Raw genomic sequence first — 25,078 nt, 5'->3', positions numbered from 1 at the left:
ACATTCTTTCTTCTACGGAGACAATATTACGCTTGCTATACGTTCGAATATATCTAATTATTTAAAACACTCGTTCAGAATAGTTAAACGTTATTATTATGGCTGCCAATATCTCCCTTAAACAGTTGAAAGTGTTCATTGCCATTACTCAGCACGACACATTGACTGCCGCCTCGGAAGCGCTGTTTTTATCCAAAGCCGCCGTCAGTATGGCGTTGTCAGAACTGGAGAAACAGCTCGGTCACTCATTATTTGATCGGGTTAATAATCGCCTTGTTCTCAATCAGGAAGGGCAAAAGCTGCTGCCACTGGCAGATGAATTATTGCATCGCGCTCAGGATATCGACCAACTGTTTGACGGTGACCAAACGCTAAGCGGGCTGCTCAGAATTGGCGCCAGTGATACGATTGGCAATCAAGTCGCCCCTTATATGCTCAGCCAGTTTCGCCAGCAGACAGGCCACAAATCGCAGAGCTTATTTATTTCAAACTCTGCTTTGATCTGCGAGAAACTGGTCGACTATGAGCTGGATCTGGCATTGATTGAAGGCAAAACCTTGCACCCTCAGCTGATTTCCACTCAGTTTGGTCAAGATGAAATGTGCGTCATTTGTGCACCGGATTCTCCCTTTGCCCAGTCACCTCAACACCCTATCGGTGAGCTGGAAAACAGCGAATGGATTCTGCGCGAGCCCGGATCTGGTTCACGAGAATTTTTCTTACGTGTGATTGCACCACGCCTTGAATACTGGCAAGAAGCGTTTCAACTCAATACCACTGAAGCACTGATCAACAGCGTTTCTGCTGGCCTCGGCCTTGGCTGTTTGTCGCGCTTGTCGGCGGAACCCGCGATTCGTAGTGGTCGAGTGGTCGAACTGACGTTACCGCTGGATATGAAAAGGCGCTTCTGGTTACTGGTGCACAAAGAAAAGTATCAAAGCCCGCTACTCAAATCTTTCATCGATTTCTGTCACCACTGGCAATAAAAAAAAGGCAGCCCCAATCACTAGGGCTGCCCTTCTAATCACTCAAATCAGAGAGATCAGACAGTGGATTCGTTCGCTGTCTCAAGCGTCAGCTTTTGTTCCGCTTTGTTCTGTTTCGCTGGGCTACGTTTAGCCAGTACGTAATAGAACAGTGGCGTGAGTAATAGGCCAAATACCGTGACACCAATCATGCCAGAGAACACTGCGATCCCCATGGCTTGTCGCATTTCAGCACCCGCACCGGTAGAGAACACCATAGGCACAACCCCCATAATGAAGGCGAACGATGTCATCAGAATCGGACGTAAACGTAGACGCGATGCTTCTAGAACCGCCTCCATGACAGTGCAACCTTTATCCTGCAGCTCCTTGGCAAATTCAACGATCAGGATAGCGTTCTTCGTTGCCAGACCAACCAGTACAATCAAACCGATCTGGGTAAAGATGTTGTTATCGCTACCCCACATGATCACACCACTGATCGCCGACAATAGTGTCATCGGGATAATCAATATGATTGCCATAGGTAAACGAACGCTTTCATATTGAGCCGCCAACACAAGGAACACCAACAAGATTACCAGAGGGTAAATCAGCGTGGCTGTATCACCAGCTAACTTCTGCTGGTAAGTCAGCTCTGTCCACTCATATGTCATACCGATAGGTAAGGTCTCAGCAAGGATCTGCTCAATTGCAGCCTGCGCCTCACCTGAGCTAAAGCCAGGCATTGGGCTACCATTCACTTCCGCTGTCGTATACGCGTTGTAATGCATCACACGATCTGGACCTGCGCTGTAGTTAACGTCAACAAAGGCACCCAGTGGAATCATATCGCCATCGGCATTGCGAACCTTAAGCTGACGGATTTGCTCTGGTGTCTGGCGGAACTCTTCATCAGCCTGAACATTGACCTGATAAGTGCGGCCAAAACGGTTAATGTCGTTGACATAGGTACTACCCATGTAGGATTGAAGTGTAGAGAACACATCGTCAAGAGACAGATCCTGCTTGAGTGCTTTGGTACGATCGACGTCCAGATCAAGCTGAGGCACATTAACCTGATAGCTTGAGAATACGCCAGTCAGTGCTGGATGCGCCCAAGCTTTCATGATCATTTGTTGAGTGACACCATACAAAGCTTCATAGCCATGGTTTGCTCTGTCCTGAATTTGGAGACGGAAGCCACCAATAGTACCCAGCCCCTGTACAGGCGGCGGTGGGAAAATAGCGATAAAGGCATCTGGAATCGAAGCGAACTTCTGGTTAAGCTGCATCGCAATCGCGTTGGCACTCAAGCTTGGATCTTGGCGTTCATCGAAGTCGGCCAATGGTGTAAACACAATGCCGCTATTCGGGCTATTGGTGAAACCATTGATGCTCAGCCCTGGGAAAGCCACAGAATGTTCAACACCCGGTTGCGCTAGTGCGATTTCCGACATTTCACGAATCACCGCTTCAGTTCGATCCAGTGATGCTGCATCCGGTAATTGTGCAAACGCCACCAGATATTGCTTATCCTGCCCCGGTACGTAGCCCGTAGGAGTCTGATCAAACTGATAAGCTGTCAAGCCAAGCAAGCCAACATACATCAAGCCAATCAAGGCACCTAAACGGATGGTCTTGGTCACCGCGTAGCCGTATACCATAGCACCACGATTAAATAGCTTATTGAACGGTGCAAAGATAAAGCGGCCAAACAATCTGTCCATAGCGCGGGTTAACCAGTCTTTCGGCTGATCGTGACCACGTAGCAATAGCGCTGATAACGCAGGACTTAAGGTCAGCGAGTTAATCGCTGAAATAAAGGTTGAGATAGTAATCGTCAAAGCGAACTGTTTATAGAATTGCCCGGTTAGACCAGACATAAACGCCGTCGGGATAAATACCGCCGCCAAGACTAAAGTCGTTGCAACGATTGGCCCTGTTACTTCTCGCATCGCTTTTTCAGTTGCGGCAATCGGTGCTAAACCTTCTTCAATGTTCCGCTCTACGTTTTCGACGACAACAATGGCGTCATCGACGACAATACCAATCGCTAATACCAGACCAAACAGGGACAAGGCATTGAGCGAGAAACCCATCAGATACATAAAGGCAAACGTACCAACCAGTGATACAGGTACTGCTACCAATGGGATGATCGAAGCGCGCCAAGTCTGCAAGAATAGAACGACAACCAGTACCACCAGCAAGACAGCTTCGAGCAATGTCTGAACGACTGCTTCAATTGAGCCACGCACGAACACTGTTGGGTCATAAACGATCTCGTAACTCACACCTTGTGGGAAGGTTTGCGACAACTCCTCCATCTTCGCTCGTACATCATCAGAAATCTGAATCGCGTTAGAGCCTGAAGCTTGGAAAATAGGAATAGCAACCGCATCTTGATTATCCAACATTGAGCGAAGAGAATATGTCTCTGCGCCTAACTCAATACGCGCTACGTCTCTGAGTCGGTTAACCTGACCATCTTCACCCACTTTGATGATGATGTTTTCAAACTCTTCAACTTCGCTTAGACGACCTTTCACATTGATCAATAGCTGGAAGTCAGAGTCACCACTTGGTTGCGCGCCCAAACTACCTGCCGCAGCTTGTTGGTTTTGTTCCTGAATCGCGGAAATCACTTCGCTTGGATTCATGTCCAGAGCGGCTACTTTGTTTGGGTCCAGCCAGATACGCATGCTGTACTCACCGCCACCAAACAATCGAACCGCACCAACACCTTCGATACGAGCCAACTCATCTTTGACATTCAGTGCCGCATAGTTCGCTAGGTATAGCAGGTCATAACGCTCATCAGGTGAAATTAGGTGAACCACCATCGTCAGATCCGGTGATGATTTTTCTGTCACCACACCCAAGCGCTGCACAGTTTCTGGCAAGCGAGGTAAAGCGCGATCCACTCGGCTTTGAACCAGTGTTTGTGCCTTGTCCACATCGGTACCGATGGCAAACGTCACGGTTAAGGTCATTACACCATCTGATGTCGCCTGCGAAGACATGTACAACATGTCTTCCACACCATTAATCTCTTCTTCGAGTGGAGATGCAACGGTATCGGCAATAACTTTAGGGTTTGCTCCCGGGTAGGTCGCCGTCACGACAACGGTCGGCGGCACCACTTCCGGATACTCAGTGATAGGCAACTGCCACACTGAGATCGCACCGCCGATAAAAATCAATATCGACAATACGGAAGCGAAAATCGGCCGACGTATAAAAAACTGAGAAAACATTGCAATGATTCCTTCTTAGTTCACTTGCAAAGTCAGAAGCTCATTGCGCTGCTGATCAAGTAGCGCCTGTTGCTGGCGAATGCTCGCGAGAGTATTTTCATCCACCATAGAGACTTCATTTGGCGTCACTGGCATATTGGCACGTACACGCTGTAGGCCATTGACGACAATCTTATCGCCCGCGTTCAGACCAGAAGCGATAATACGCAAGCCGTTAACACCTTCACCAAGTGAGATAGCGCGATACTGAACTACGTTGTCGTCGCCAAGCACCAATACATATTTGTTATTCAGATCAGTACCAATCGCTTTGTTATCGATCAGAACGCCCTGATAGCTCGCTGATCCTGCTATACGTAACTTGGCAAACATACCCGGAAGTAAGTTTTGCTTTTCGTTATCAAACACAGCACGGACTCGAATAGTGCCCGTAGTTTCGTCAATCGCGTTATCAACGAAGTCGATGTAACCCACATGCGGATAACCGGTGTCATTCGCTAGCGCCATCTGCACCACATTTTCCGCTTCGCCGTTTGCAGGTAGAAGATTATTAAGCTGTTGATATTTCAGGTAGCTACGCTCATCAACATCAAAATAGGCGTACATATGAGAAGTCGAAACTAAAGAGGTCAGCACAGTTTGACCGGTTGTCACATAGTTACCTTTGGTGATTTCAGCATTAGAAACCTTACCGTCGATAGGGGCGCGAACCAGAGTAAACTCCAGATCCAACTCGGCTTGAGCTAACGCTGCTTTTAATGCAGAGACACTGGCAATACTGCGCTGCTTATCTGCAAATCGGGCATCCACGGTTTCCTGAGAGATCGCTTTGGTTTTGCTCAGACGTTGAGCACGTTCATAGTCTTTAATTGCCTGATTAAGGCTAGTTTGAGCGCTGCTGAGCTCCGCTTTAAGGCGTGTCACTTCAGCCGCGAACAGACGATTGTCGATGGAGAACAGTACATCTCCCGCTTCAACCACACTGCCTTCTTGGAAGTGAACTTTATCGACATAACCTGAAACGCGAGGCATCACAGTAACTGTCTGAGGTGACTCCAGACGACCTGAGTACTCATCTAACTCAGTGACTTTTTCAATTAATACCTGAGCCACTTCAACCCCAGGCGGTGGTGGCGCTGTCGCAGCTGATTCTGCGTGTGAATCCTGACATCCCGACAACACCAAAGGTGCTGCAATTGAGATTAGTAGAAGAGGATTTCTAAGGTGTTTACCTACCATCTCGCTATCCTTACCGTTCTTTTTGTACCGATCGGTATAATAATCTCAAGTTTTGAGTTAGATCAAGATAAATTTATAAAATGAATGATTAGTGCATATAGACAACGTATGACAGCCGCATTACCATTTAAGGGAGTTCAGGAATAAGTGACAGATAGATTTATGACAGGCGGAACTTCTGGCCGACCACGCTGTTTTGACCAAGAGACAGCGTTAGAAGAGGCATTAAAAGTTTTTTGGAATCAAGGGTATGAGGGTGCTTCACTCACAGACCTAACGAAAGCTATGGGGATTAATAAACCCAGCATGTATGCGACTTTCGGCAACAAAGAACAGCTCTTCCTACAGGCCGTTGATATGTACAAGCGACGCGAAAGCGAGTTCTTCTATCAAGCGCTTGAACAGCAAAACATCTGCGACGTCATTACTGGTATCCTATCTGGCTCTGCTCAAGCACACTGCTGCAATGAAAAACCCAAAGGCTGCCTAATGATACAGGGCGCACTGGCTTGCAGTTCAGAAGCCAGCACCATCAAGCAAACCCTAATGGCTAGCCGTAATGAGATGGGAGAAACTCTCCACCAAAGGTTTGAAAAAGCGCAACAAGAAGGTCAATTGATCGAAGGCGCCAACCCGAGAGTAATGAGCCACTACCTTGCGACTGTTCTTAACGGTTTATCCGTCCACTCGGTGGATGATATTTCAGAAGAAATGATCCATGCCGTGGCTAACATGGCGATGAGCAATTTGCTTTCATGCTGCATTCAGCCAGACTGAACACTCTCCCAATCGCACAAGAGTTCACGCTTCTTCTGCCCTAAGTTTGTTTAGATAATCAACCAATTGCTCATACTATCAGCAAACACATTGCTAAGCTCTCAGAGTTGAGCTCGCTATCTGGACTTAATTGGTTAAAAACTGTATAAACAGACAGTAATGAATTCCATTAATTTTGAGTTAGAGGACCAACCATGGCTGTAATCGTCAAGTACGTGGTAGAACGCAACGGAGAAGAGAAAATGACTTTTACCTCTAAAGCGGAAGCTGACGCCTATGACAAAATGCTTGATATGGCTGATGAGCTTTTTGAGCTACTAGGTAAAAGTGAGTTGCTGGAAGATGAAGGCAAGCAAGAAGACTTGGCTATGTTCCTGGCACAAAACAAAGAAGAAGTACTTTTCGCACTTGGAGCTAAACGTAAACCTGCGCCAAAGAAAAAGAAAATTGAAGCGGTTGAAGACGCTGAAGAAGATTCAGCTCAAGAAGACGCAGCATAACAGCACGCTAAACAAATGTATAAAACCTCAGCAATTGCTGAGGTTTTTTGTTTTAGGGGAAACTAATCGCCTCACGTTTACCCTAATTCCCTACTCATCTCTGAGTTACTATTTCTACCGTCTAGTCGTCATGAGAAAATTGAGATGAGTTATATTGTCGAAGTATGTATCGATAACATTGAATCCCTTCACCGTGCGATTGAAGGTGGTGCAAGCCGCATTGAACTTTGTTCATCACTGGCACTAGGTGGCCTCACACCAAGCTTTGGTTTGATGAAACAAGCGGGCAAACTCTCATCCGTGCCTGTGTATGCCATGATTCGTCCTCGTCAGGGCGACTTTCTCTACACCGAAGAAGAGATTGAAAGCATGCTGATTGATATCGAAGCAGCGGCCGATGCTAAGTTGCAAGGTGTGGTTCTTGGCACCTTGAGTGCGGATGGTCATATTGATATGAACGCCGCTAAACGTCTGGTCCACCAAGCTAAATCCCTCAATCTAGGCGTCACTTTCCATCGTGCGATTGACCAATGCGCCGATTATCAGAGATCTATTGAAGATATTGCAAAACTTGGTTGCGAACATGTTCTCACATCTGGACTTGCCACTAATGTAGAACAAGGCCTTGATGTTCTTCGTCACATGGTGGAGCTTGCTGACGATCGCTTCTCAATTATGGCAGGTGCAGGCTTAAACGCGGAAAATGTCTGCAAGATCGTCTCTGAGTCTGCTGTTCAGGAAGTGCATTTATCGGGCAAATCCACACGGCCAAGCAAAATGAAGCTCATCGCAGATCAAGCCAAAATGGGCAATCAGAATATTGATGACTTTGTTGTTCCGGTCACGGATCCACAAGCGATTGAAAAGGTAGTAAAAGCTCTCACTTCTTCGTGATTCTTCTCTCCCGTCTGACTTTGAAATGCTAACCTTTTGATAGCAAAAGGAGAGTCTTATGAGTAAAGGTAAGCTGGATAAAAAGTTTTACGAAAAGGAACTGGCTCGACTTCAAGTTGAATTAGTTAAACTGCAAGAGTGGGTCAAGCAAGAGGGCCTCAAAGTCGTTGTGATTTTTGAAGGTCGGGATGCAGCAGGCAAAGGCGGCGTCATCAAACGTATCACAGAAAAGCTCAATCCTCGTATCTGTCGCATTGCAGCTCTACCTGCCCCAACCGAGAAAGAAAAGACCCAATGGTATTTCCAGCGCTATGTGGCGCACCTTCCTGCTGCTGGTGAAATGGTTTTATTTGACCGTAGCTGGTACAACCGCGCAGGCGTCGAAAAAGTCATGAACTTCTGTACCCAAGAACAGTATGACGAATTTCTGCGATCATGCCCCGAATTTGAACGTATGTTGCAGCGTTCTGGGATTATCTTACTCAAATATTGGTTTTCAGTTTCAGATGAAGAGCAGGAGAAGCGCTTCCTTGAACGGATTAATACACCGGTAAAACGCTGGAAATTTAGCCCAATGGATTTGGAGTCACGCAATCGCTGGGCGGAGTATTCTGCAGCCAAAGACAAAATGTTTGCCTACACAGACACCAAACAGTGCCCATGGTGGGTTGTGTCCTCTGATGACAAAAAGCGCGCTCGGTTAAACTGTATCAGTCACTTACTGGAGCAGATTGATTATCAGGAAATTACCTATCCAGAAATCTCACTGCCTGAGCTCAGTAAAGAGGGTTACATCCGCACTCCCATTGAAGAACAAACTTTTGTTCCTGAAAAATACTGAAGCTCGCTAAGCCATTAGAAGAAACAGTACGTCGCTGCGTGTTTAGCGCAGCGCATCATCAATGCTTTGTTCGCCCAAATGGCGAACATCTTTGCCTTTAACAAAGTAGATGATGTATTCGCAGATGTTTTGGCAGCGGTCCCCCACTCGCTCAATAGCGCGTGCAGACCACATAACTTGGAGAATATGAGGAATATTCTTCGGGTCTTCCATCATGTAGGTCATCAACTGGCGGATAACGGCTTCATACTCCGCATCAATCTTATCATCCAGCTTATACACTTCCGCGGCCGAATCGACATCCATACGCGCAAATGCATCTAAAACCTGATGCAGCATGCCTATCGCTTGACGACAAAGTGGCTCAAGAGACACCTGAAACATCTGCTCTTGGGATGACGGACTTTCAATCGCCACATACGCCATTTTGGTTGCAACGTCCCCAATACGTTCAAGATCGGTGATGGTCTTGATGATCGCCATGATCAAACGTAAGTCTTTGGCCGTTGGCTGACGTTTGGCGATAATTCGTGTGCAGGCTTCATCGATAGAGATTTCCATCGCATTCACTTTGTGATCGTCACGCACGACTTTACGAGCTAGCTCAATGTCCTCTTTGTGCAGTGCCTGCATAGCAAAAGATAACTGCTGCTCAACCAGCCCTCCCATCGTCAGAACGTGGGTTCGGATGGATTCTAATTCGACATTAAACTGTCCTGATATGTGACGTCCAAAGTTCATGAAATATCTGTATCTCCCTTATTAGCCGTATCTACCTGTGATGTAGTCTTCCGTTTGTTTTTTCAATGGTGACGTGAAAATTGAATCTGTATCTGAGTATTCAATCAACTTACCCATATGGATAAACGCCGTGTGATCGCTGACCCGTGCTGCCTGCTGCATGTTATGAGTAACAATAACTACAGTATATTTGGTTTTAAGATCATTGATCAGTTCTTCAATGGTCAGAGTGGAAATCGGGTCCAGTGCCGAGGTCGGTTCATCAAGAAGTAATACTTCAGGTTCAATCGCAATCGCACGAGCGATCACCAAACGCTGCTGCTGACCACCAGACAAACCAAACGCATTTTCATGCAGCCTGTCTTTCACCTCTTCCCATAACGCCGCAGCACGTAGAGAGCGCTCAACAGCATCATCGAGAACTCGACTGTTGCGAATACCCTGCAAGCGTAAGCCATACACCACATTTTCGTATATCGATTTTGGAAATGGATTCGGGCGCTGAAACACCATCCCGACACGGCGACGTAGTGTCGCTACATCAACCTGTGGGTGGTAAATATTTTTGCTATGCAGTTTCACTTTGCCTTCCACGCGGCACCCTTCAACCAGATCATTCATTCGATTGATGCAACGTAGAAGCGTCGACTTACCACACCCCGAAGGGCCGATAAACGCCGTCACCTGACCTTTAGGAATGCGCATTGAAATATCGCTCAGTGCCTGAGTGTTCTGGTAGAACAAGTTCAGATCTTCGATTGCAATCGCAGTCTGTTCTTCACTCAGGTTGTTCACGTCTAATGGTGCCTGATAGCCCAATGTCTGATTAACTGAAAACATCTCTTAATCTTGCCCCAGAGTTCGATATTTCTCGCGTAGGTTATTGCGAATACTGATCGCCGTCAGGTTCAGTCCGACGATGACACTCACCAGCAAGAACGACGTGGCATAAACCAACGGCCTTGCGCTTTCAATATTAGTTGTTTGGAAACCAACATCATAGATGTGGAAACCTAAATGCATGAATTTTCTATCCAGATGCAAAAATGGGAATTGGCTATCAACCGGCAAGCTAGACGCCAATTTTACCGCCCCCACCAGCATCAAAGGCGCTACCTCGCCTGCTGCACGGGCAACGGCCAGAATCAGTCCAGTAATGATCGCTGGGCTTGCCATCGGTAATACAATTCGCCACATCGTCTCAAACTGAGTTGCACCGAGCGCCAAAGAACCATGACGGACGGAACTCGGGATGCGGGTCAAACCTTCTTCGGTAGCCACGATCACAACAGGGAGCGTCAGTACCGCCAATGTTAACGCTGACCAAAGGAGACCCGGCGTACCAAATGTCGGCGTTGGCAATTTCTCAGCATAAAACAGGGAATCGATTGAGCCGCCTAAGGTATAGACAAAAAAGCCGAGTCCAAATACCCCATAAACAATTGATGGGACACCAGCGAGGTTTATAACCGCGACACGAATCAAACGAGTAAAAGCATTATTTTTCGCGTATTCGTGGAGATAAATAGCAGCAATCACGCCCAATGGCATAACGATAATCGACATGATCAATACCAGCAGAACCGTACCGAACATGGCCGGAAAAACGCCACCTTCAGAGTTCGACTCTCTAGGATCATCGGATAAGAATTTCCATGCCTGATGTGCCCACTGAGCCACTTTTTCAACTACCGTCATTTGGTTTGGATACCAGACATCCAGGATCCGACTAAGTGGGATTCGGTACTGATTGCCCTTCATATCTTCGACAATCAGGCCCTGCTGAGCCAATTCTAACCTCAGTGCATCCAGCTGTGATTCCATTTCCGCGAGCTGCTGGCTAAACATGCTCGATTGAGCGTCGTAACGTTTGATGAATTCAGCATCTAAGCGGCCATTCAGTTCACGTCTTTTCTTCTCTAAACGCAACCTGTCAGCCTGAGCACTGATCACTTTGATCTGCTTCTCTACCAAGCGATCAATTTTAGTACGTTGCTTATCGGCAAATACCAGCGCGCTTTTAACATCGGTTTTAGCCTGCTCGCTGACCTTGCCATCAGCAGTAAAATATCCTTTCGGTTGACCGTAAAAGTCCCCACCTCGGGTCCGTTCAATCACCGCCCAACCTTCAGGCTTTGAACGTTCAAGTAAGTCGACTTCCAGAATAGAAACAAAGTCAGCAGGGTAAATATCCCGATTGGCAATCTTAATACTCAGTCGCTGAACTAAGCCTTTCTCCTCGACTTCGGGAGTGAGCGCAATGTCCATTTCGCGTAAGTGGCTGATCGGCACATATTCTTCAGCATAAAGCTGACCAATCAAGACGTCACCCTGTTCAGTTTTCCACTGATAAAGGGGAGCAGGCCAGAAATAGGACAAACCTTTCCAACCGATAAGCAGCAGCAAACCAAGCACTGACAGCAAACTAATGCTGACTGCTCCGCCTGTTAGCCAGACCCAAGGTGAACCGGACTTTAGCCACTTAAACACGATCAATGCCCCTCGGATAACTTCGATTACAGCGCACGATATTTATCCCTTAACCTTTGACGAACCCATTCCGCGAGCGAGTTAACCGCGAAAGTAAACACCAGCAAAATCAGCGCCGCCAAAAACAGAATACGATAGTGAGAGCTGCCCACTTCAGACTCAGGCATTTCAACTGCGATAGTGGCAGACAGGGTGCGCATACCTTCTAGAATATTCCAATCCATGATTGGCGTATTACCTGTAGCCATCAGCACAATCATGGTCTCGCCGACGGCACGTCCCAGCCCCATCATGATGGCAGAAAAGATACCTGGGCTTGCGGTGAGTAGCACGACATGAATCAGGGTTTGCCAAGGCGTAGCACCTAACGCCAAAGAGCCATCTGATAGATGTTTTGGCACCGAGAAAATCGCATCTTCTGCGATGGTGAAAATGGTAGGGATGACGGCAAAGCCCATCGCAAAACCCACCACCAGCGCGTTACGCTGGTCAAAACCAATTCCCTGCTCGGCAAGATACGCACGGACATCGCCATTAAATAACCACTGTTCTATATTGCCACTCTGGCCCAAAATCACGACAGTAAACAACACCATCGCAGGCATCAGAATCAACGCATGCAAACCATTGGGGAATCGACTGCTCCAGTTACGTGGTAGCTTGTGCCAAATCGCCCCAATGGCAACGGTTGAAATGGGTAAGAACAACATCAACGACACCACAGCCGCCAGATGGCTCTCTACAATCGGTGCAAACCATAGCCCGGCTAAGAAACCAATGATCACGGTTGGCAGCGCTTCCATCAGTTCAATCGAAGGCTTCACCACTCGGCGCATGGATGGCGTCATAAAATAAGCAGTGTAGATTGCGCCTAATACGGCAATCGGCACAGCAAACATCATGGCAAATGCTGCTGCTTTTAACGTACCAAATGCGATGGGCACAAGGCTGAATTTGGCTTCGAACTCATCGTTCGCCGATGTGGTTTGCCAAACAAATTCCGGCTCTGGATAACTTTCATACCAGACTTTCTGCCATAGCGAAGATAAAGAGATTTCCGGGAATGGATTATCAACGTAAGCCACATTGAGCTGTGAGTCGGACAGAGTTAGCAGGTGCTTTTCATTGTTAGACATTGCCGCCAATTGCGGCGCTTTATCGTAAGCTCGTTTAAAAATCACCAGTTTTTCGCTGGTGGTGTAATGGCTCTGCACCGTGCCATTGATGTAAAAGCTGTAAAAACCCTTGCGGTACGTATCAGGTAGCAAGAATTGCAGCTGCGACGCCAGTTTAAAATCACGAATCTGAGTGAGGTGTCTTTGCCCGTCACTCAACACATCAAACCATTGAGAGACTAACCCATCCTGATGACTGACCAACAAAGAATATGCGCCAGACAACAGCTTAATATCCGTCACCGCGTGTTTGCTCTCGCCCTGACTCAAATCAACCACTTCACGTACTACGAAGCTTTCAATACCTTTTTTGGCAATCACGACTTCAGAGCCGGTTCTTAGGTAAAGCGTGTTGCCATCAGGCGTGAGAAGTAACTGGTCGAGATCAACAAATGGTTTAGGAAACTCGAATTTCTGAATCTGCTGATTAGCATCACGCCAACGAACTCGAACTCGGTTATCTTGGTAATAACCAGCTAAGGTGACATTGTTATCTACAGCAAAAGCAAACGACCTTAGCACTGTGCCTGACTCTGTTTGCAAATCAAAATCTAAAGAAAAGTTATCTACTTCGGGAGAAAATATACGCTGCTCCCCTTGCAGAAGACTGGTCATCTCAGGCCGATATAACAACACTTGCCCGTTAGCCGCTGCCGCACCCAACCAACCCTGTGCTGGGTTGCCCGAGCTGTACAGTGAATACTCAGCACCTAGTTCAACCGATAAACTGGGCTGTTGTGACCAATTCGTCAGCGACCAGAAATCAACATAACCGGCCTTGGATACCACATAGGCATGCTCGCCATAATCATCAATTCCAGCCGCCACTGGAGCTTTAGTGGTAATCGATTGGATAGCAACATTTGGAGTGAATTTTGCGTCAGAGAAAAGAGGCAGGACCATCATTGCCAGATAAACGAAGATCAAAACCAGCGCAGCCAAAACACCGACACCACCTGTCGATACCGCTAGCCGAACTAAACGATCTTTGATTAGTCGCTTTCGATCACGTTCTCGCAATGAAAATTCGGCTTTGGCCATTTCTCTCACTTACCTGCATTTGCCCATGGGTATAATATTTCGATTAGGTGACAATTATATTACAGATCGCAATAAACAACTGAAAATAATGCAATAAGATCGTGCAATAAAAGTGTCATACAAACCCCTTAATTTCTAAGCCAGTTCCATTTTTACCACCTAAATTTGGTTAGGCTCGTCAGTAAAGGTCAGGTTATGAGTGCAGAAAAGCTTTACATTGAAAAAGAATTGAGTTGGTTGTCTTTCAATGAACGAGTGCTCCAAGAAGCCGCAGATAAAACGGTGCCACTCATCGAAAGAATTCGATTTTTAGGTATATTTTCTAATAATTTAGATGAGTTTTACAAAGTCCGATTTGCTGATGTCAAACGTCGAATCCTAATCAATCAGGAGCGCGGTGGTAACGACAACTCCAAACACTTGCTGACTAAAATGCAGACCAAGGCTCTCAAACTCAACGAACGCTTCGATGAGTTGTACGCTGAGCTGATCCGCGACATGGCGCGCCGACGTATCTTTCTCGTCAATGAAACTCAGCTCAACGAGTCACAAGAAAAGTGGGTCAAAAAGTATTTCCGCAATCAGGTTCTCCCACATATCACCCCTCTTCTGATGCGAGACGATATTGATGTCCTGCAGTTTCTTAAAGATGAGTACGCTTACATCGCGGTTGAACTGCGTAAAGAAGAGCAAAATCAGTATGCGTTGATCGAGATCCCGACCGATCACCTACCCCGCTTTGTGATGGTTCCCGAGCAGAAAGGTAAACGACGCAAAACCATTATCTTACTCGACAATATAATTCGTTACTGCCTTGATGAGTTGTTTAGCGGCTTTTTTGATTATGACGAGCTAAACGGTTACGCGATGAAAATGACTCGCGACGCGGAATATGACCTTAGCCATGAGGTGGAACATAGCCTACTTGAGCAGATGTCAGAAGGGGTCAGTCAGCGTCTGACAGCAATGCCGGTCCGCTTCGTTTACGAACGTGACATGCCGGAAGAAATGCTGGAGTTTCTGTGCCACAAACTGCAAATATCCAACTACGATAGCTTAATTCCTGGCGGGCGTTACCACAACTTCAAAGACTTCATCGGCTTTCCAAATGTCGGACGCGAGTATTTAGAAAACAAGCCATTGCCACCGATGAAATGTGCGGATTTCGACGGCTATGCCAACAAATTTGATGCGATCAAAAATCAGGACATCCTGCTTTACTACCCATACCACAGCTTTGAGCACATTTCTGAGTTAGTCCGTCAAGCTTCATTCGACCCTAAAGTGCTCAGCGTTAAGATCAATATCTACCGTGTCGCCAAAGACTCTCGTCTGATGAACTCTTTGATCGATGCAGTACACAATGGCAAACAGGTAACGGTCGTTGTAGAACTGCAAGCTCGATTCGACGAAGAAGCCAATATTGAATGGTCAAAAGTCCTCACTGAAGCTGGCGTGCAAGTCATTTTTGGTGCTCCGGGTCTGAAAATCCACTCCAAACTCCTACTCATTAGCCGACGAGAAAACGATGAAATCATCCGCTATGCCCATATCGGAACTGGTAATTTTCATGAAAAAACGGCCCGTATTTATACCGATTTCTCGTTACTGACTGCTGACCCAGAAATCACTAATGAAGTACGCAATGTCTTCGGTTATATCGAAAATCCATACCGTCCAGTAAGGTTTGAACACCTGATAGTTTCACCGCGTAACTCACGCAAACAACTGTACCGTCTGATCGATGGTGAAATCGCCAATGCTAAAGCTGGAAAAAAGGCCGCCATTACACTGAAAGTGAATAATCTGGTCGACAAAGGTCTGGTTAATAAGCTCTACGGTGCCAGCGCTTCTGGGGTAGAAATCAAGATGATCATCCGTGGCATGTGTTCACTGGTCCCTGGGGTCGAAGGGGTGAGTGAAAACATCAAGATCATCAGCATCGTTGATCGTTTTCTTGAGCATCCGCGGGTCATCATCACGCACAATGATGGAGATCCACAGGTTTACATTTCCTCCGCTGACTGGATGACGCGCAATATCGACTACCGCATCGAAGTTGCTGCTCCAGTACGTGACCAACGTCTTAAACAGCGAATTATTGATATCATTAACATCCACTTTACCGATACAGTAAAGGCCCGCTGGATAGACAAAGAAATGAGCAATACCTATGTTCCAAGAGGTAACCGTAAGAAAGTTCGCTCTCAGATTGCCATTTACGACTATCTTAAAAATGTAGAAAAACAAACAAAGAAACGAAAAGTACAGTCCCCTAGTGATGACTCAATCTCCGGAAATTCGTGATGTTGCCGCGATTGACCTTGGCTCTAACAGCTTCCACATGGTGGTGGCTCGTGTCGTAGACCAAGATCTGCAACTGGTCAGCCGACATAAACAGCGAGTTCGCCTCGCTGCAGGCTTAGATGCTCAAAAAAATCTAGATAATGCTTCGATTGAGCGAGGTCTTGAATGCCTTGCTATGTTTGCGGAACGTCTACAAGGCTTCGAGGAGTGCAATGTACGTATTGCGGCTACACATACTCTTCGCCAAGCCAACAATGCCCACATTTTTCTCCAACGTGCGAGAGAAGTGCTGCCATTCCCTATTGAAATCATCCCCGGCGTCGAAGAAGCACGTTTAATCTACCTCGGAGTCGCGCATACCCAGCCAGAGTCAGACTCAAAACTCGTGGTTGATATTGGTGGCGGCAGTACTGAGATGATCATTGGCAAGGGGTTTGACCCGGAGCTGATCAACAGTAAACAAATGGGTTGCGTCAGCTATACCAAGCTTTACTTTGCTAACGGCAAGCTCTCGCGCAAAAATTTTGCTAAAGCAATACTCGCAGCCGAACAAAGATTAGAATCCATTGCTCATCGCTACTGTAAGAAAGGCTGGGAAATCGCATTTGGCTCATCCGGTACGATTAAAGCGATTCGAGAAGTCTTGATTGGCATGGGCTACGACGATGGAATCATCACCGCTAAGCGCCTCGACAAGTTAGTCGAAAAGCTGTGCGAATGGCCCACGATTGAGGATATTGACCTCAGTGGATTAACACCAGACAGAAAGCCAGTTTTTGCCGCAGGCGTGGCCATTCTGATGGCGATCTTTAAAGACCTCAGAATAGACGAAATGCACTTTTCAGAAGGTGCGTTACGTGAAGGTTTGCTGTTCGAAATGGAAGATGGCTTTAAACGCTCAGATATCCGGATGAGAACCACGGAAAACATGGCCAGCAAGCATTTGGTTGACCTTGACCATGCGGCAAAAATTAAACATCAGGCGCAATCTTTCCTGCAACAGGTGCATCAGGATCTCGGTATCAAAAAGAGCTCAGAGCTATTTGATTTGCTCGACTGGAGCGCCCTGCTTCATGAAGTCGGTCTCAGCATCAGTTTACAAGCCTTCCATCGCCATTCTGCTTATATTCTTCGTCACACCTACATGCCCGGATTTAACCGTGAACAACAAACAGTGTTGGCCATGCTAGTCCGCTTTCAGCGTAAGGCGCTTAAGCTACATGAAATGGAAGAGTTCACGCTATTTAAGAAAAAGCACATCATTGGTGTGATTCGTATCTTGCGCCTCGCGATCTTACTCAACGGTCAACGTAACGAAGACGCTTTGCCAAAACTGATGTTGAGCATAGACGGCGATACATGGACATTGGGTTCAGAGGATGACGAGTGGCTAGAGCACAACAAACTGCTGCATGCTGATTTGATGACTGAACAAGAATACTGGAACAACGCGGGTTGGGCGCTGAATTTTTAGTTGTATAGTCTGAAGTGCTCGATAGCCGTTGGTAGTGTTATCGGGTTGCTTAACAAAGTAAGTTGGATACGCCTACAGCGGTGAGCATCAAGTCAGACGCTTAATCGACAATGCCTACTTTTGCCAGCTCACTGCGTGCAATCTCTGCGGAGATCGGCACATAGCCATCTTTTTCGACCAGTTTTTGCCCTTGCTGTGAGTACATAAAGCGAATAAATTCTCGCTCAATCGGCGGCAGCGGTTTAAACGGGTTCTTGTTTACATAGACATAGAGATAGCGTGATAGTGGGTACTTACCTGTTAGGATATTTTCCTGACTCGCCTCAATGTAATCCTCACCCTGCTTGGCAATGGGAAGCAGTTTCACTCCAGAGACTTGATACCCTACCCCAGAGTACCCAATAGTATTGATCGCAGAGGCAACAGACTGAACAACGGACGCTGAGCCCGGCTGCTCATTGACATTACTTTTAAAGTCTCCGCCACACAGCGCATTATTCTTAAAGTATCCGTAAGTACCAGAGACCGAGTTACGACCGAACAACTGCATACTGCGCTTAGCCCAATGATAATCGAGCCCTAACTCAGCCCAAGTAGAAATAGGCTGAGTCCCACCACAACGCAGCGTTGCAGAAAAAATATTGTCTAGCTGTGTAAAGTTGAGCCCTTTCAGCGGGTTGTCTCGGTGAACGAAGATTCCAATCGCATCAATGGCAATTCTGAGTTCTGTTGGCTTGTAGCCGTGTTCACGCTCAAAGGCTTCAATTTCCCGATTTCGCATCGGTCGGCTCATTGGCCCGAATTGAGCAGTCCCTTCGGTTAACGCTGGCGGAGCCGTTGAAGAACCAGAGGCTTGCACCTGACCATTCACGCTCGGGTAAAGTTGCTTAAACTCTTCTACCCACAAGGTTGTCATGCCTGCTAATGTGTCAGAACCAACACTGGTTAAACTCCCGGTAATACCGGGCACTTTTTGATATTCAGATAGGCTCGTCGAAGCCGCTTGGACACCAAAGGAAAAGCTGGCAGAAACAATAAGAGTAGTGAGCGCTAACTTCATTAATTCACCACCAAACGCGGTGGTAACACGAATGAGAATTTACTGCCGACACCCACTTCAGACTGTATTTCTAGATGCGAGTCGTGATGTGTCAAAGCATGTTTCACGATCGCCAGACCAAGGCCGCTGCCACCGGTATCCCTAGATCGTGCTTTATCCACTCGATAGAAACGCTCAGTGAGTCGATGTAGGTGCTGAGGTTCAATGCCTTCACCGCCATCTTCCACTTCTAAACATGCACCTTGCGCAGTCTGATACCAACGCACCCGAACATCCGCTCCTGCTGGTGTGTACTTCACCGCGTTATAAACCAAGTTTGAAATGGCACTACGTAGTTGGTCTTCATCACCAAGCACACGCAAGCTGTTATCAATATCGAAGTTCAGCTTATGTTGCTGGTCGCCACTCAGGCTCGCCGCTTCTTTCTCCAACACATCTAGCATTGCAGGGACGTTCACGACATCTTCCAACTCATGCATTGGTGCCGCTTCAATCTTAGATAATGTGAGCAGTTGATTAACCAAGCTGTTCATACGATTGAGCTGCTCAGTCATTACGCCATGGGCTTTGGTCCACATCGGGCCGACGACCATATCTGGGTCTTCGGTCATTTCAAGATAACCTTGCAACACCGTCATTGGCGTACGCAGCTCATGAGAGACATTGGCAAAGAAGTTACGACGCATGCCTTCCAACTGCTTAAGCTGAGACACATCACGTACCACCATCAGGTGCTCACCTTCGGTGTACGGTACAATACGCAGCTCAAGCATACGCTCGACATTAAGTGGCGAACGCATTTCAAGCGGCTCAGAGAAATCTTGTTTATTAAGATACTTAATGAAATCTGGAGTGCGGATAAGGTTGGAAATCGGCTGACCTGAATCATCAGGCCAACGGAAGCCGAGCAGGTGTTGGGCGAGCTTGTTGCACCAAACAATGTTGCCTTCACTACGGAACACAACAACCGCATCCGGTAAGGATTCAGCACCATTGCGGAATCGGCGAATCAGATTGGTCAGCTCTTTGCGCTTTTTACGCTGGCGCTGCTGCAAGCGGTAGATACCGTTAAATAACGACTCCCAGTTGCCGCTTCCCGATGGTGGTGTCAGGCGCTTTTCATCCCACAACCACGCCGACAGGCGCATCTGATTATGCAGATGCCATACAAGCTGCAAAACCGTGGCAGCTAGAAGCAACCACGGCATATGACCGAAAATCCATCCGACAATCACCCAAGGGGTGTAAAAAAAAGCCAGCTCCCAGGCTAGCTTTTTCCAAGTTAACCGCTCTACCACTTACCTCTCCAGATGGTAAATTTAAATTATGCCTTGGTTGAGAAACGGTAGCCTGCACCACGTACCGTCTGAATCAACTTGTCATGGCCTGCCGCTTCTAACGCCTTGCGCAGACGACGAATGTGTACATCAACAGTACGGTCTTCAACATACACGTTGGTTCCCCATACGTTGTTCAACAGTTGCTCGCGGCTGTAAACACGTTCTTGGTGAGTCATAAAGAAGTGCAGCATCTTGAACTCAGTTGGGCCCATATCCAAAGGCTGATCGTTCGCGGTTACACGGTGCGAAACAGGATCCAGTTTCAAACCCTGCACATCAATCACATCTTCAAGTGCCGTTGGCGTCACACGGCGAATCACCGCTTTAAGACGCGCCACCAGCTCTTTTGGCGAGAATGGCTTAGTGATGTAGTCATCTGCGCCGACTTCCAGACCACGAACCTTATCTTCTTCTTCACCACGTGCTGTTAACATCACAACAGGAATGTTGCGCGTCAGCTCTTCACGTTTCATGTGTTTGATGAAGTTGATGCCGCTGCCACCAGGTAGCATCCAGTCTAGCAATACTAGATCAGGGAAGGGTTCAGCTAGCTTAGTCACCGCACTATCGTAGTCTTCAGCTTCGACCGCTTGGTAACCTTTTTGCTCAAGAACAAAGCAAAGCATTTCACGAATTGGTGCTTCGTCTTCAACAACCAGAATCCTTCTAGACATAATTGAATAACCTTTGAGTTAGTTGAATTTAATCGGGTATTTACCCTTTGCAACGATAGGCATTATTACCATCAATTATGACACTTTTGTGACCTTTGAAAACAAATTTTCATATAACTTTCATCCCACTATTGCGCGCTTGCATTAGGACAAGCAGGATAAAAGTCTTTATGATGAGCGGCCAAACTTCAGGTATAGAGAAAGTGTATGTGGTTTAAAAACTGTCTGGTTTACCGTTTTAACCGAGATATTGAATTCAAAGCAGACGAGCTGGAAAAGCAGCTTGAAGAGTTTCGTTTTACGCCTTGTGGTAGTCAGGACAAGCAAAAGTTTGGCTGGGTTACTGCAATGGGTAAACATGGCGACATGATGACTCACGTGTCTGAAAACCGCATTCTGATCTGCGCGAAGAAAGAAGAGAAAATGCTGCCAGCATCTGTGATTAAAGAATCACTCAATGCAAAAGTTGAGGCGATGGAAGCACAAGAAGGCCGACCTCTGAAGAAAAAAGAGAAAGATAACCTCAAAGATGACATTGTCATGGATTTGCTACCGCGCGCATTCAGCCGCAGCAACCATACCTTTGTTCTTATTCTGCCTAAAGAAGGCTTTATTCTGGTAGATGCCAGCAGCTATAAGAAAGCGGAAGATGTGCTCGCCCTTCTGCGTAAGACCATGGGTAGCCTACCTGTCGTGCCAGCCATTCCAGATAAAGCCGTTGAAACCACGTTAACTGAATGGGTGAAAACGGGCGAAACTCCAGTTGGAATGCAAATGTTGGACGAAGCTGAGCTTAAGTCGGTTCTCGAAGAAGGCGGTGTGATCCGCTGTAAGAAACAAGAACTGACGGCAGACGAAATTCGCAGTCACATCGATGCCGATAAGGTAGTAACTAAACTGGCTCTTTGGTGGCAAGAGCGTATTGAGTTCATTCTGGCAGAAGATGGTAGTATCAAGCGCCTTAAATTCTCTGATGAACTGAAAGATCAGAATGATGATATTCCTCGTGAAGATCAGGCTGCACGATTTGACGCTGACTTCTCACTCATGTGCGGCGAGTTTAGCGCCTTCCTGCCAAACTTATACGAGTGTTTAGGCGGATTACCTCACCCTAACGCTTAATCTCCTCTCTAGGTGCTCGACGTGTTCGAGCGCCTATCTGTAATCTCCTCACCTAAGTTATGGACTTTTTTCTAGTCACAGGTCACGTTTTGGCGTAAAATTTTCGCCCCAATTCCATAAGGTGGAATGGACCTGACTTGAGATCAGACTAAGAGAATTACACATGACTACTGAGAAAGCATTCGTACCTGAGCTACTGTCACCAGCGGGTAGCCTGAAAAATATGCGTTACGCCTTTGCCTATGGTGCAGACGCGGTATACGCAGGCCAGCCTCGTTACAGCCTTCGCGTACGTAACAACGAGTTCAACCACGAGAACCTAAAAATTGGTATCGACGAAGCGCACGCCCAAGGCAAGAAGCTTTATGTGGTATGTAACATTCAGCCGCACAACTCCAAGCTTAAGACCTTCATCCGTGACCTGAAGCCTGTGGTTGAAATGGGCCCTGATGCACTCATCATGTCGGATCCTGGTCTGATTATGATGGTTCGTGAAGCATTCCCAGAGATGCCAATTCACCTGTCCGTTCAAGCCAACGCCGTCAACTGGGCAACAGTTAAATTCTGGGCAGCCAATGGCGTTGAACGTGTAATTGTTTCTCGTGAGCTTTCTCTGGAAGAGATCGAAGAAATTCGTCAGCACTGTCCTGAAACGGAGCTTGAAGTCTTTGTTCATGGTGCGCTTTGTATGGCTTACTCAGGTCGCTGCCTCCTATCTGGTTACATCAACAAGCGTGACCCTAACCAAGGTACTTGTACTAACGCATGTCGTTGGGAATACAACGTCGAAAAAGGCAAAGAGAACGACTCTGGTGATATCGTTGAAGCCTTCGACCCTAACGAAGCGCAAGCGGTTGAAGTACAAGATGAGCGCCCAGAGGCAACACTTGGCCTAGGTAAACCAACCGACGAAGTAGTACTGCTTTCTGAAAGCCACCGCCCAGAAGAAAAGATGGCGGCATTTGAAGATGAGCACGGCACTTACATCATGAACTCGAAAGACCTGCGTGCCATTCAGCACGTTGAGCGTCTGACTAAAATGGGTGTCCACTCACTCAAGATTGAAGGCCGTACTAAGTCATTCTACTACTGTGCACGTACCGCGCAGGTTTATCGTAAAGCAATCGACGATGCAGTTGCGGGCAGGCCATTCGATGAAAGCCTAATGACCACGCTTGAAAGCTTGGCTCACCGTGGCTATACAGAGGGCTTCCTACGCCGTCATACGCACGACACTTACCAGAATTACGACTACGGTTATTCCGTATCTGATGCTCAGCAATTTGTCGGTGAGTTCACGGGTAAACGTCGTGGTGATCTGGCTGAAGTTGAAGTGAAGAACAAATTCGTTATTGGTGACAGCCTTGAGCTTATGACACCAAAAGGCAACGTTGTCTTTACTCTAGAAGCGATGGAAAACCGTAAATCACAACCCGTTGATGACGCAAAAGGAAACGGCCACTTTGTTTTCATTCCTGTACCTCAGGACATGGACTTAGAATACGGTCTGTTAATGCGCAATCTTAATAATGGTCAGGATACCCGTAACCCAACAGGTAAATAACCATGGCGTTGTTGATTACGGATAAGTGCATTAACTGTGATATGTGTGACCCAGAGTGCCCAAACGGCGCGATTACCATGGGTGACACTATCTTTGAGATCGACCCCGATCTTTGCACTGAGTGTAAAGGCCACTATGAGAAACCGACCTGTCAGTCGGTGTGCCCGATCACCAAGTGCATCATCACTGACCCAAATCATGTCGAAACTGAAGAAGAGTTGTTAGAGAAGTTCGTCATCATCCAAGGGTTAGCCTAAACAGAAAATGCCGCTCCATTGAGCGGCATTTTTTATTCTATTGATAATCCTGCTTAAATACTTTCCAGCAGTTGCTGACATTCCATCGGCATCACTTTCATTTTTTTCTTCTTCGGTTTACTTACCGCAACTTTTGGCGCGGCAGGTTTAGGCTGTGGTTTCCAACTGGCCAACTCAGCGCCACATCCATCACCTTTCGGGGGGGCAGCCTGTGATTTGCAGGTACTATTCCCTTCAGGGCATTTTAGCCTGACGTGCATATGATAATGGTGCCCCCACCACGGCCGTACTTTTCTCAACCAGCTCCGTTCAGCCGATACTTCTTGCGAGCACAGTTTTTCTTTGATGACAGGGTGAACAAAGATGCGTGCAACTTCCTCGTCACTTGCCGCCATTTTGATCAATTCGAAGTGGCGCTGGTCCCAATTCCGTTTGACTAACTGATACTGCTGGAGATTGACCACGCTCATTGGTTCAGGCTTACTCAGTTGCTGAGAAGAAAGCTTGTCATCAGCCAGCTTGAGCCAAATATCAATATCCAACCCTGTCTGATGGCTCGAATGCCCAGAAGAGAAGCGCCCCCCCTGAGGCAATGAGATATCACCAATCAAAATACGAGTGTTAAGGCGCTGCGCAGCCAGAGTAGCCAAACGCTGAACAAAACTGACGGCCTGTGGGTGAGCATAGTAACGTTGTCGCTGGCTGCGTAATACTTGATAGCCTTCTCCTTGAAGAGGCAGTGCCGCCGCGCCGACAAGACAACCGTTGGCATAGCTACCAATCGCTTGAGGAGATTGCGTCGAAGGGGATTGGATCTTCTCCCAGGGACTGGCCTGAAGCGAAGATGTGAAAAGGATAAGTACAATGAATCCAGCTTGCTTCAACCATCCTTTGATTGCCAATCCCATGTACTATCTCCTAACGTTTCTGTTTAGTAATGCTCACCGTTGTCGTAGTAAGCTTTAGCATCCAGAGCGGTAAAAATCACCGCGACATCCACATCTTCACCAATCATCCCACGCACTTGCTGAGTAATGATCTCTGCGACAGCGTCCTGAGTTTGCTGCCCACGATAAAACCACAATACCTCAACAAACGGATACGCCTGACTCACCTCACCTTCATGATAAAACGTAGTGTAGATGTACTCGAATGTGAAATCTTCACGAGGGCAACCCATGTGTGGCTGTAGCTCATCAATCAGAGATTTTGATAAGGTTTGAACCGTTTGTGGCTCGACAGCACGAAAACGTAAATGTGGCATAGCTTGCTTCCCTTTTTAATGTTTTCTCCATCATATCAAGTCCAACAATAATGTCTTGTCGATTGGACTTCTTGATGATCTTAGCGCACATCA

At 47.0% G+C, this 25,078-nt stretch carries 21 protein-coding genes; 10 read left to right on the top strand and 11 right to left on the bottom strand.

Annotated elements, in window-relative coordinates:
* Nucleotides 1-98: 98 nt before the first annotated feature.
* A complete protein-coding gene (locus IX95_RS02160) occupies nt 99-986 on the top strand; it encodes a LysR substrate-binding domain-containing protein (RefSeq protein WP_038156410.1) in 888 nt (295 codons plus the stop codon).
* 56 nt (nt 987-1,042) lie between these two features.
* Here the strand turns inward: IX95_RS02160 and IX95_RS02155 are convergent, their stop codons facing one another.
* Both IX95_RS02155 and IX95_RS02150 read right to left on the bottom strand, forming a co-directional pair.
* Nucleotides 1,043-4,225 carry an efflux RND transporter permease subunit gene (locus tag IX95_RS02155; RefSeq protein ID WP_038156407.1) on the bottom strand — a complete coding sequence of 1,061 codons (3,183 nt, stop codon included), beginning with the start codon at nt 4,223-4,225 and terminating at the stop codon, nt 1,043-1,045.
* A gap of 15 nt (nt 4,226-4,240) precedes the next feature.
* Entirely contained in the window at nt 4,241-5,464 is a 1,224-nt protein-coding gene (locus IX95_RS02150; RefSeq protein ID WP_038156405.1) for an efflux RND transporter periplasmic adaptor subunit, read from the bottom strand.
* Nucleotides 5,465-5,611: 147 nt separating this feature from the next.
* Here IX95_RS02150 and IX95_RS02145 point away from each other — a divergent pair, with 147 nt between their 5' ends.
* The 4 genes from IX95_RS02145 to ppk2 all read left to right on the top strand — a co-directional run bounded on the left by IX95_RS02145 (nt 5,612) and on the right by ppk2 (nt 8,476).
* Nucleotides 5,612-6,241: a TetR/AcrR family transcriptional regulator gene (locus IX95_RS02145; protein ID WP_227495666.1), complete on the top strand. Its 630-nt coding sequence runs from the start codon at nt 5,612-5,614 to the stop codon at nt 6,239-6,241.
* Nucleotides 6,242-6,435: 194 nt separating this feature from the next.
* Nucleotides 6,436-6,741, top strand: coding sequence for a YebG family protein (locus IX95_RS02140; RefSeq protein ID WP_006959731.1), 306 nt, complete (start codon nt 6,436-6,438; stop codon nt 6,739-6,741).
* A 144-nt stretch (nt 6,742-6,885) separates the two neighbouring features.
* Nucleotides 6,886-7,635, top strand: a complete 750-nt coding sequence (locus tag IX95_RS02135) for a copper homeostasis protein CutC (protein WP_038156399.1) — start codon at nt 6,886-6,888, stop codon at nt 7,633-7,635.
* A gap of 58 nt (nt 7,636-7,693) precedes the next feature.
* Nucleotides 7,694-8,476, top strand: a complete 783-nt coding sequence (gene ppk2 / locus IX95_RS02130) for a polyphosphate kinase 2 (RefSeq protein WP_038156398.1) — start codon at nt 7,694-7,696, stop codon at nt 8,474-8,476.
* 42 nt (nt 8,477-8,518) lie between these two features.
* Here the strand turns inward: ppk2 and phoU are convergent, their stop codons facing one another.
* The 4 genes from phoU to IX95_RS02110 are packed head-to-tail and all read right to left on the bottom strand — an operon-like array spanning nt 8,519 to nt 13,923.
* Nucleotides 8,519-9,217, bottom strand: a complete 699-nt coding sequence (phoU, locus tag IX95_RS02125) for a phosphate signaling complex protein PhoU (protein ID WP_038156397.1) — start codon at nt 9,215-9,217, stop codon at nt 8,519-8,521.
* Nucleotides 9,218-9,238: 21 nt separating this feature from the next.
* Nucleotides 9,239-10,057 (bottom strand): phosphate ABC transporter ATP-binding protein PstB, encoded by an 819-nt coding sequence (gene pstB / locus IX95_RS02120; RefSeq protein WP_019274140.1) that lies wholly within the window; start codon nt 10,055-10,057, stop codon nt 9,239-9,241.
* A 3-nt stretch (nt 10,058-10,060) separates the two neighbouring features.
* Nucleotides 10,061-11,707 carry a phosphate ABC transporter permease PstA gene (gene pstA / locus IX95_RS02115; protein ID WP_021457633.1) on the bottom strand — a complete coding sequence of 549 codons (1,647 nt, stop codon included), beginning with the start codon at nt 11,705-11,707 and terminating at the stop codon, nt 10,061-10,063.
* A 26-nt stretch (nt 11,708-11,733) separates the two neighbouring features.
* On the bottom strand, nt 11,734-13,923 hold the full coding sequence (locus tag IX95_RS02110; RefSeq protein ID WP_038156394.1) for an ABC transporter permease subunit: 2,190 nt from the start codon (nt 13,921-13,923) through the stop codon (nt 11,734-11,736).
* 195 nt (nt 13,924-14,118) lie between these two features.
* Between IX95_RS02110 and ppk1 the strand changes: the two genes are divergently transcribed.
* Complete coding sequence (ppk1, locus tag IX95_RS02105) at nt 14,119-16,230, top strand: polyphosphate kinase 1 (protein WP_038156393.1); 2,112 nt, start codon at nt 14,119-14,121, stop codon at nt 16,228-16,230.
* A complete protein-coding gene (gene ppx, locus IX95_RS02100) occupies nt 16,205-17,704 on the top strand; it encodes an exopolyphosphatase (protein WP_038156391.1) in 1,500 nt (499 codons plus the stop codon). Before ppk1 ends, ppx begins: the two co-directional genes overlap by 26 nt.
* A gap of 100 nt (nt 17,705-17,804) precedes the next feature.
* Here the strand turns inward: ppx and IX95_RS02095 are convergent, their stop codons facing one another.
* Genes IX95_RS02095 through phoB form a run of 3 tightly spaced genes read right to left on the bottom strand, consistent with a single transcriptional unit; the run spans nt 17,805 to nt 20,778 of the window.
* Entirely contained in the window at nt 17,805-18,764 is a 960-nt protein-coding gene (locus IX95_RS02095; RefSeq protein ID WP_038156389.1) for a PstS family phosphate ABC transporter substrate-binding protein, read from the bottom strand.
* Nucleotides 18,764-20,062, bottom strand: a complete 1,299-nt coding sequence (gene phoR, locus IX95_RS02090; RefSeq protein WP_006959747.1) for a phosphate regulon sensor histidine kinase PhoR — start codon at nt 20,060-20,062, stop codon at nt 18,764-18,766. The genes IX95_RS02095 and phoR overlap by 1 nt, the downstream gene beginning before the upstream one ends.
* 26 nt (nt 20,063-20,088) lie before the next feature.
* Nucleotides 20,089-20,778: a phosphate regulon transcriptional regulator PhoB gene (phoB, locus tag IX95_RS02085; RefSeq protein WP_006959748.1), complete on the bottom strand. Its 690-nt coding sequence runs from the start codon at nt 20,776-20,778 to the stop codon at nt 20,089-20,091.
* Between the two features lie 207 nt (nt 20,779-20,985).
* Between phoB and rdgC the strand changes: the two genes are divergently transcribed.
* The 3 genes from rdgC (at nt 20,986) to IX95_RS02070 (ending at nt 23,721) form a co-directional block, all read left to right on the top strand.
* Nucleotides 20,986-21,900 (top strand): recombination-associated protein RdgC, encoded by a 915-nt coding sequence (gene rdgC / locus IX95_RS02080; protein ID WP_038156387.1) that lies wholly within the window; start codon nt 20,986-20,988, stop codon nt 21,898-21,900.
* Between the two features lie 163 nt (nt 21,901-22,063).
* Nucleotides 22,064-23,464 carry a prephenate-dependent tRNA uridine(34) hydroxylase TrhP gene (trhP, locus tag IX95_RS02075; protein ID WP_038156384.1) on the top strand — a complete coding sequence of 467 codons (1,401 nt, stop codon included), beginning with the start codon at nt 22,064-22,066 and terminating at the stop codon, nt 23,462-23,464.
* Nucleotides 23,465-23,466: 2 nt separating this feature from the next.
* Complete coding sequence (locus IX95_RS02070; protein WP_006959752.1) at nt 23,467-23,721, top strand: YfhL family 4Fe-4S dicluster ferredoxin; 255 nt, start codon at nt 23,467-23,469, stop codon at nt 23,719-23,721.
* A gap of 53 nt (nt 23,722-23,774) precedes the next feature.
* Here IX95_RS02070 and mepA read toward each other — a convergent pair whose 3' ends face one another.
* Together mepA and IX95_RS02060 are read right to left on the bottom strand one after the other, a co-directional pair.
* A complete protein-coding gene (gene mepA / locus IX95_RS02065; RefSeq protein WP_051912430.1) occupies nt 23,775-24,629 on the bottom strand; it encodes a penicillin-insensitive murein endopeptidase in 855 nt (284 codons plus the stop codon).
* Between the two features lie 23 nt (nt 24,630-24,652).
* A complete protein-coding gene (locus IX95_RS02060) occupies nt 24,653-24,985 on the bottom strand; it encodes a DUF1904 domain-containing protein (RefSeq protein WP_038156382.1) in 333 nt (110 codons plus the stop codon).
* Between the last annotated feature and the right edge of the window lie 93 nt (nt 24,986-25,078).

The sequence above is a fragment of the Vibrio sp. B183 genome (assembly GCF_000740665.1).
GTDB lineage: Bacteria > Pseudomonadota > Gammaproteobacteria > Enterobacterales > Vibrionaceae > Vibrio > Vibrio coralliilyticus.
This window is presented reverse-complemented; position numbering and strand designations above follow the sequence as displayed.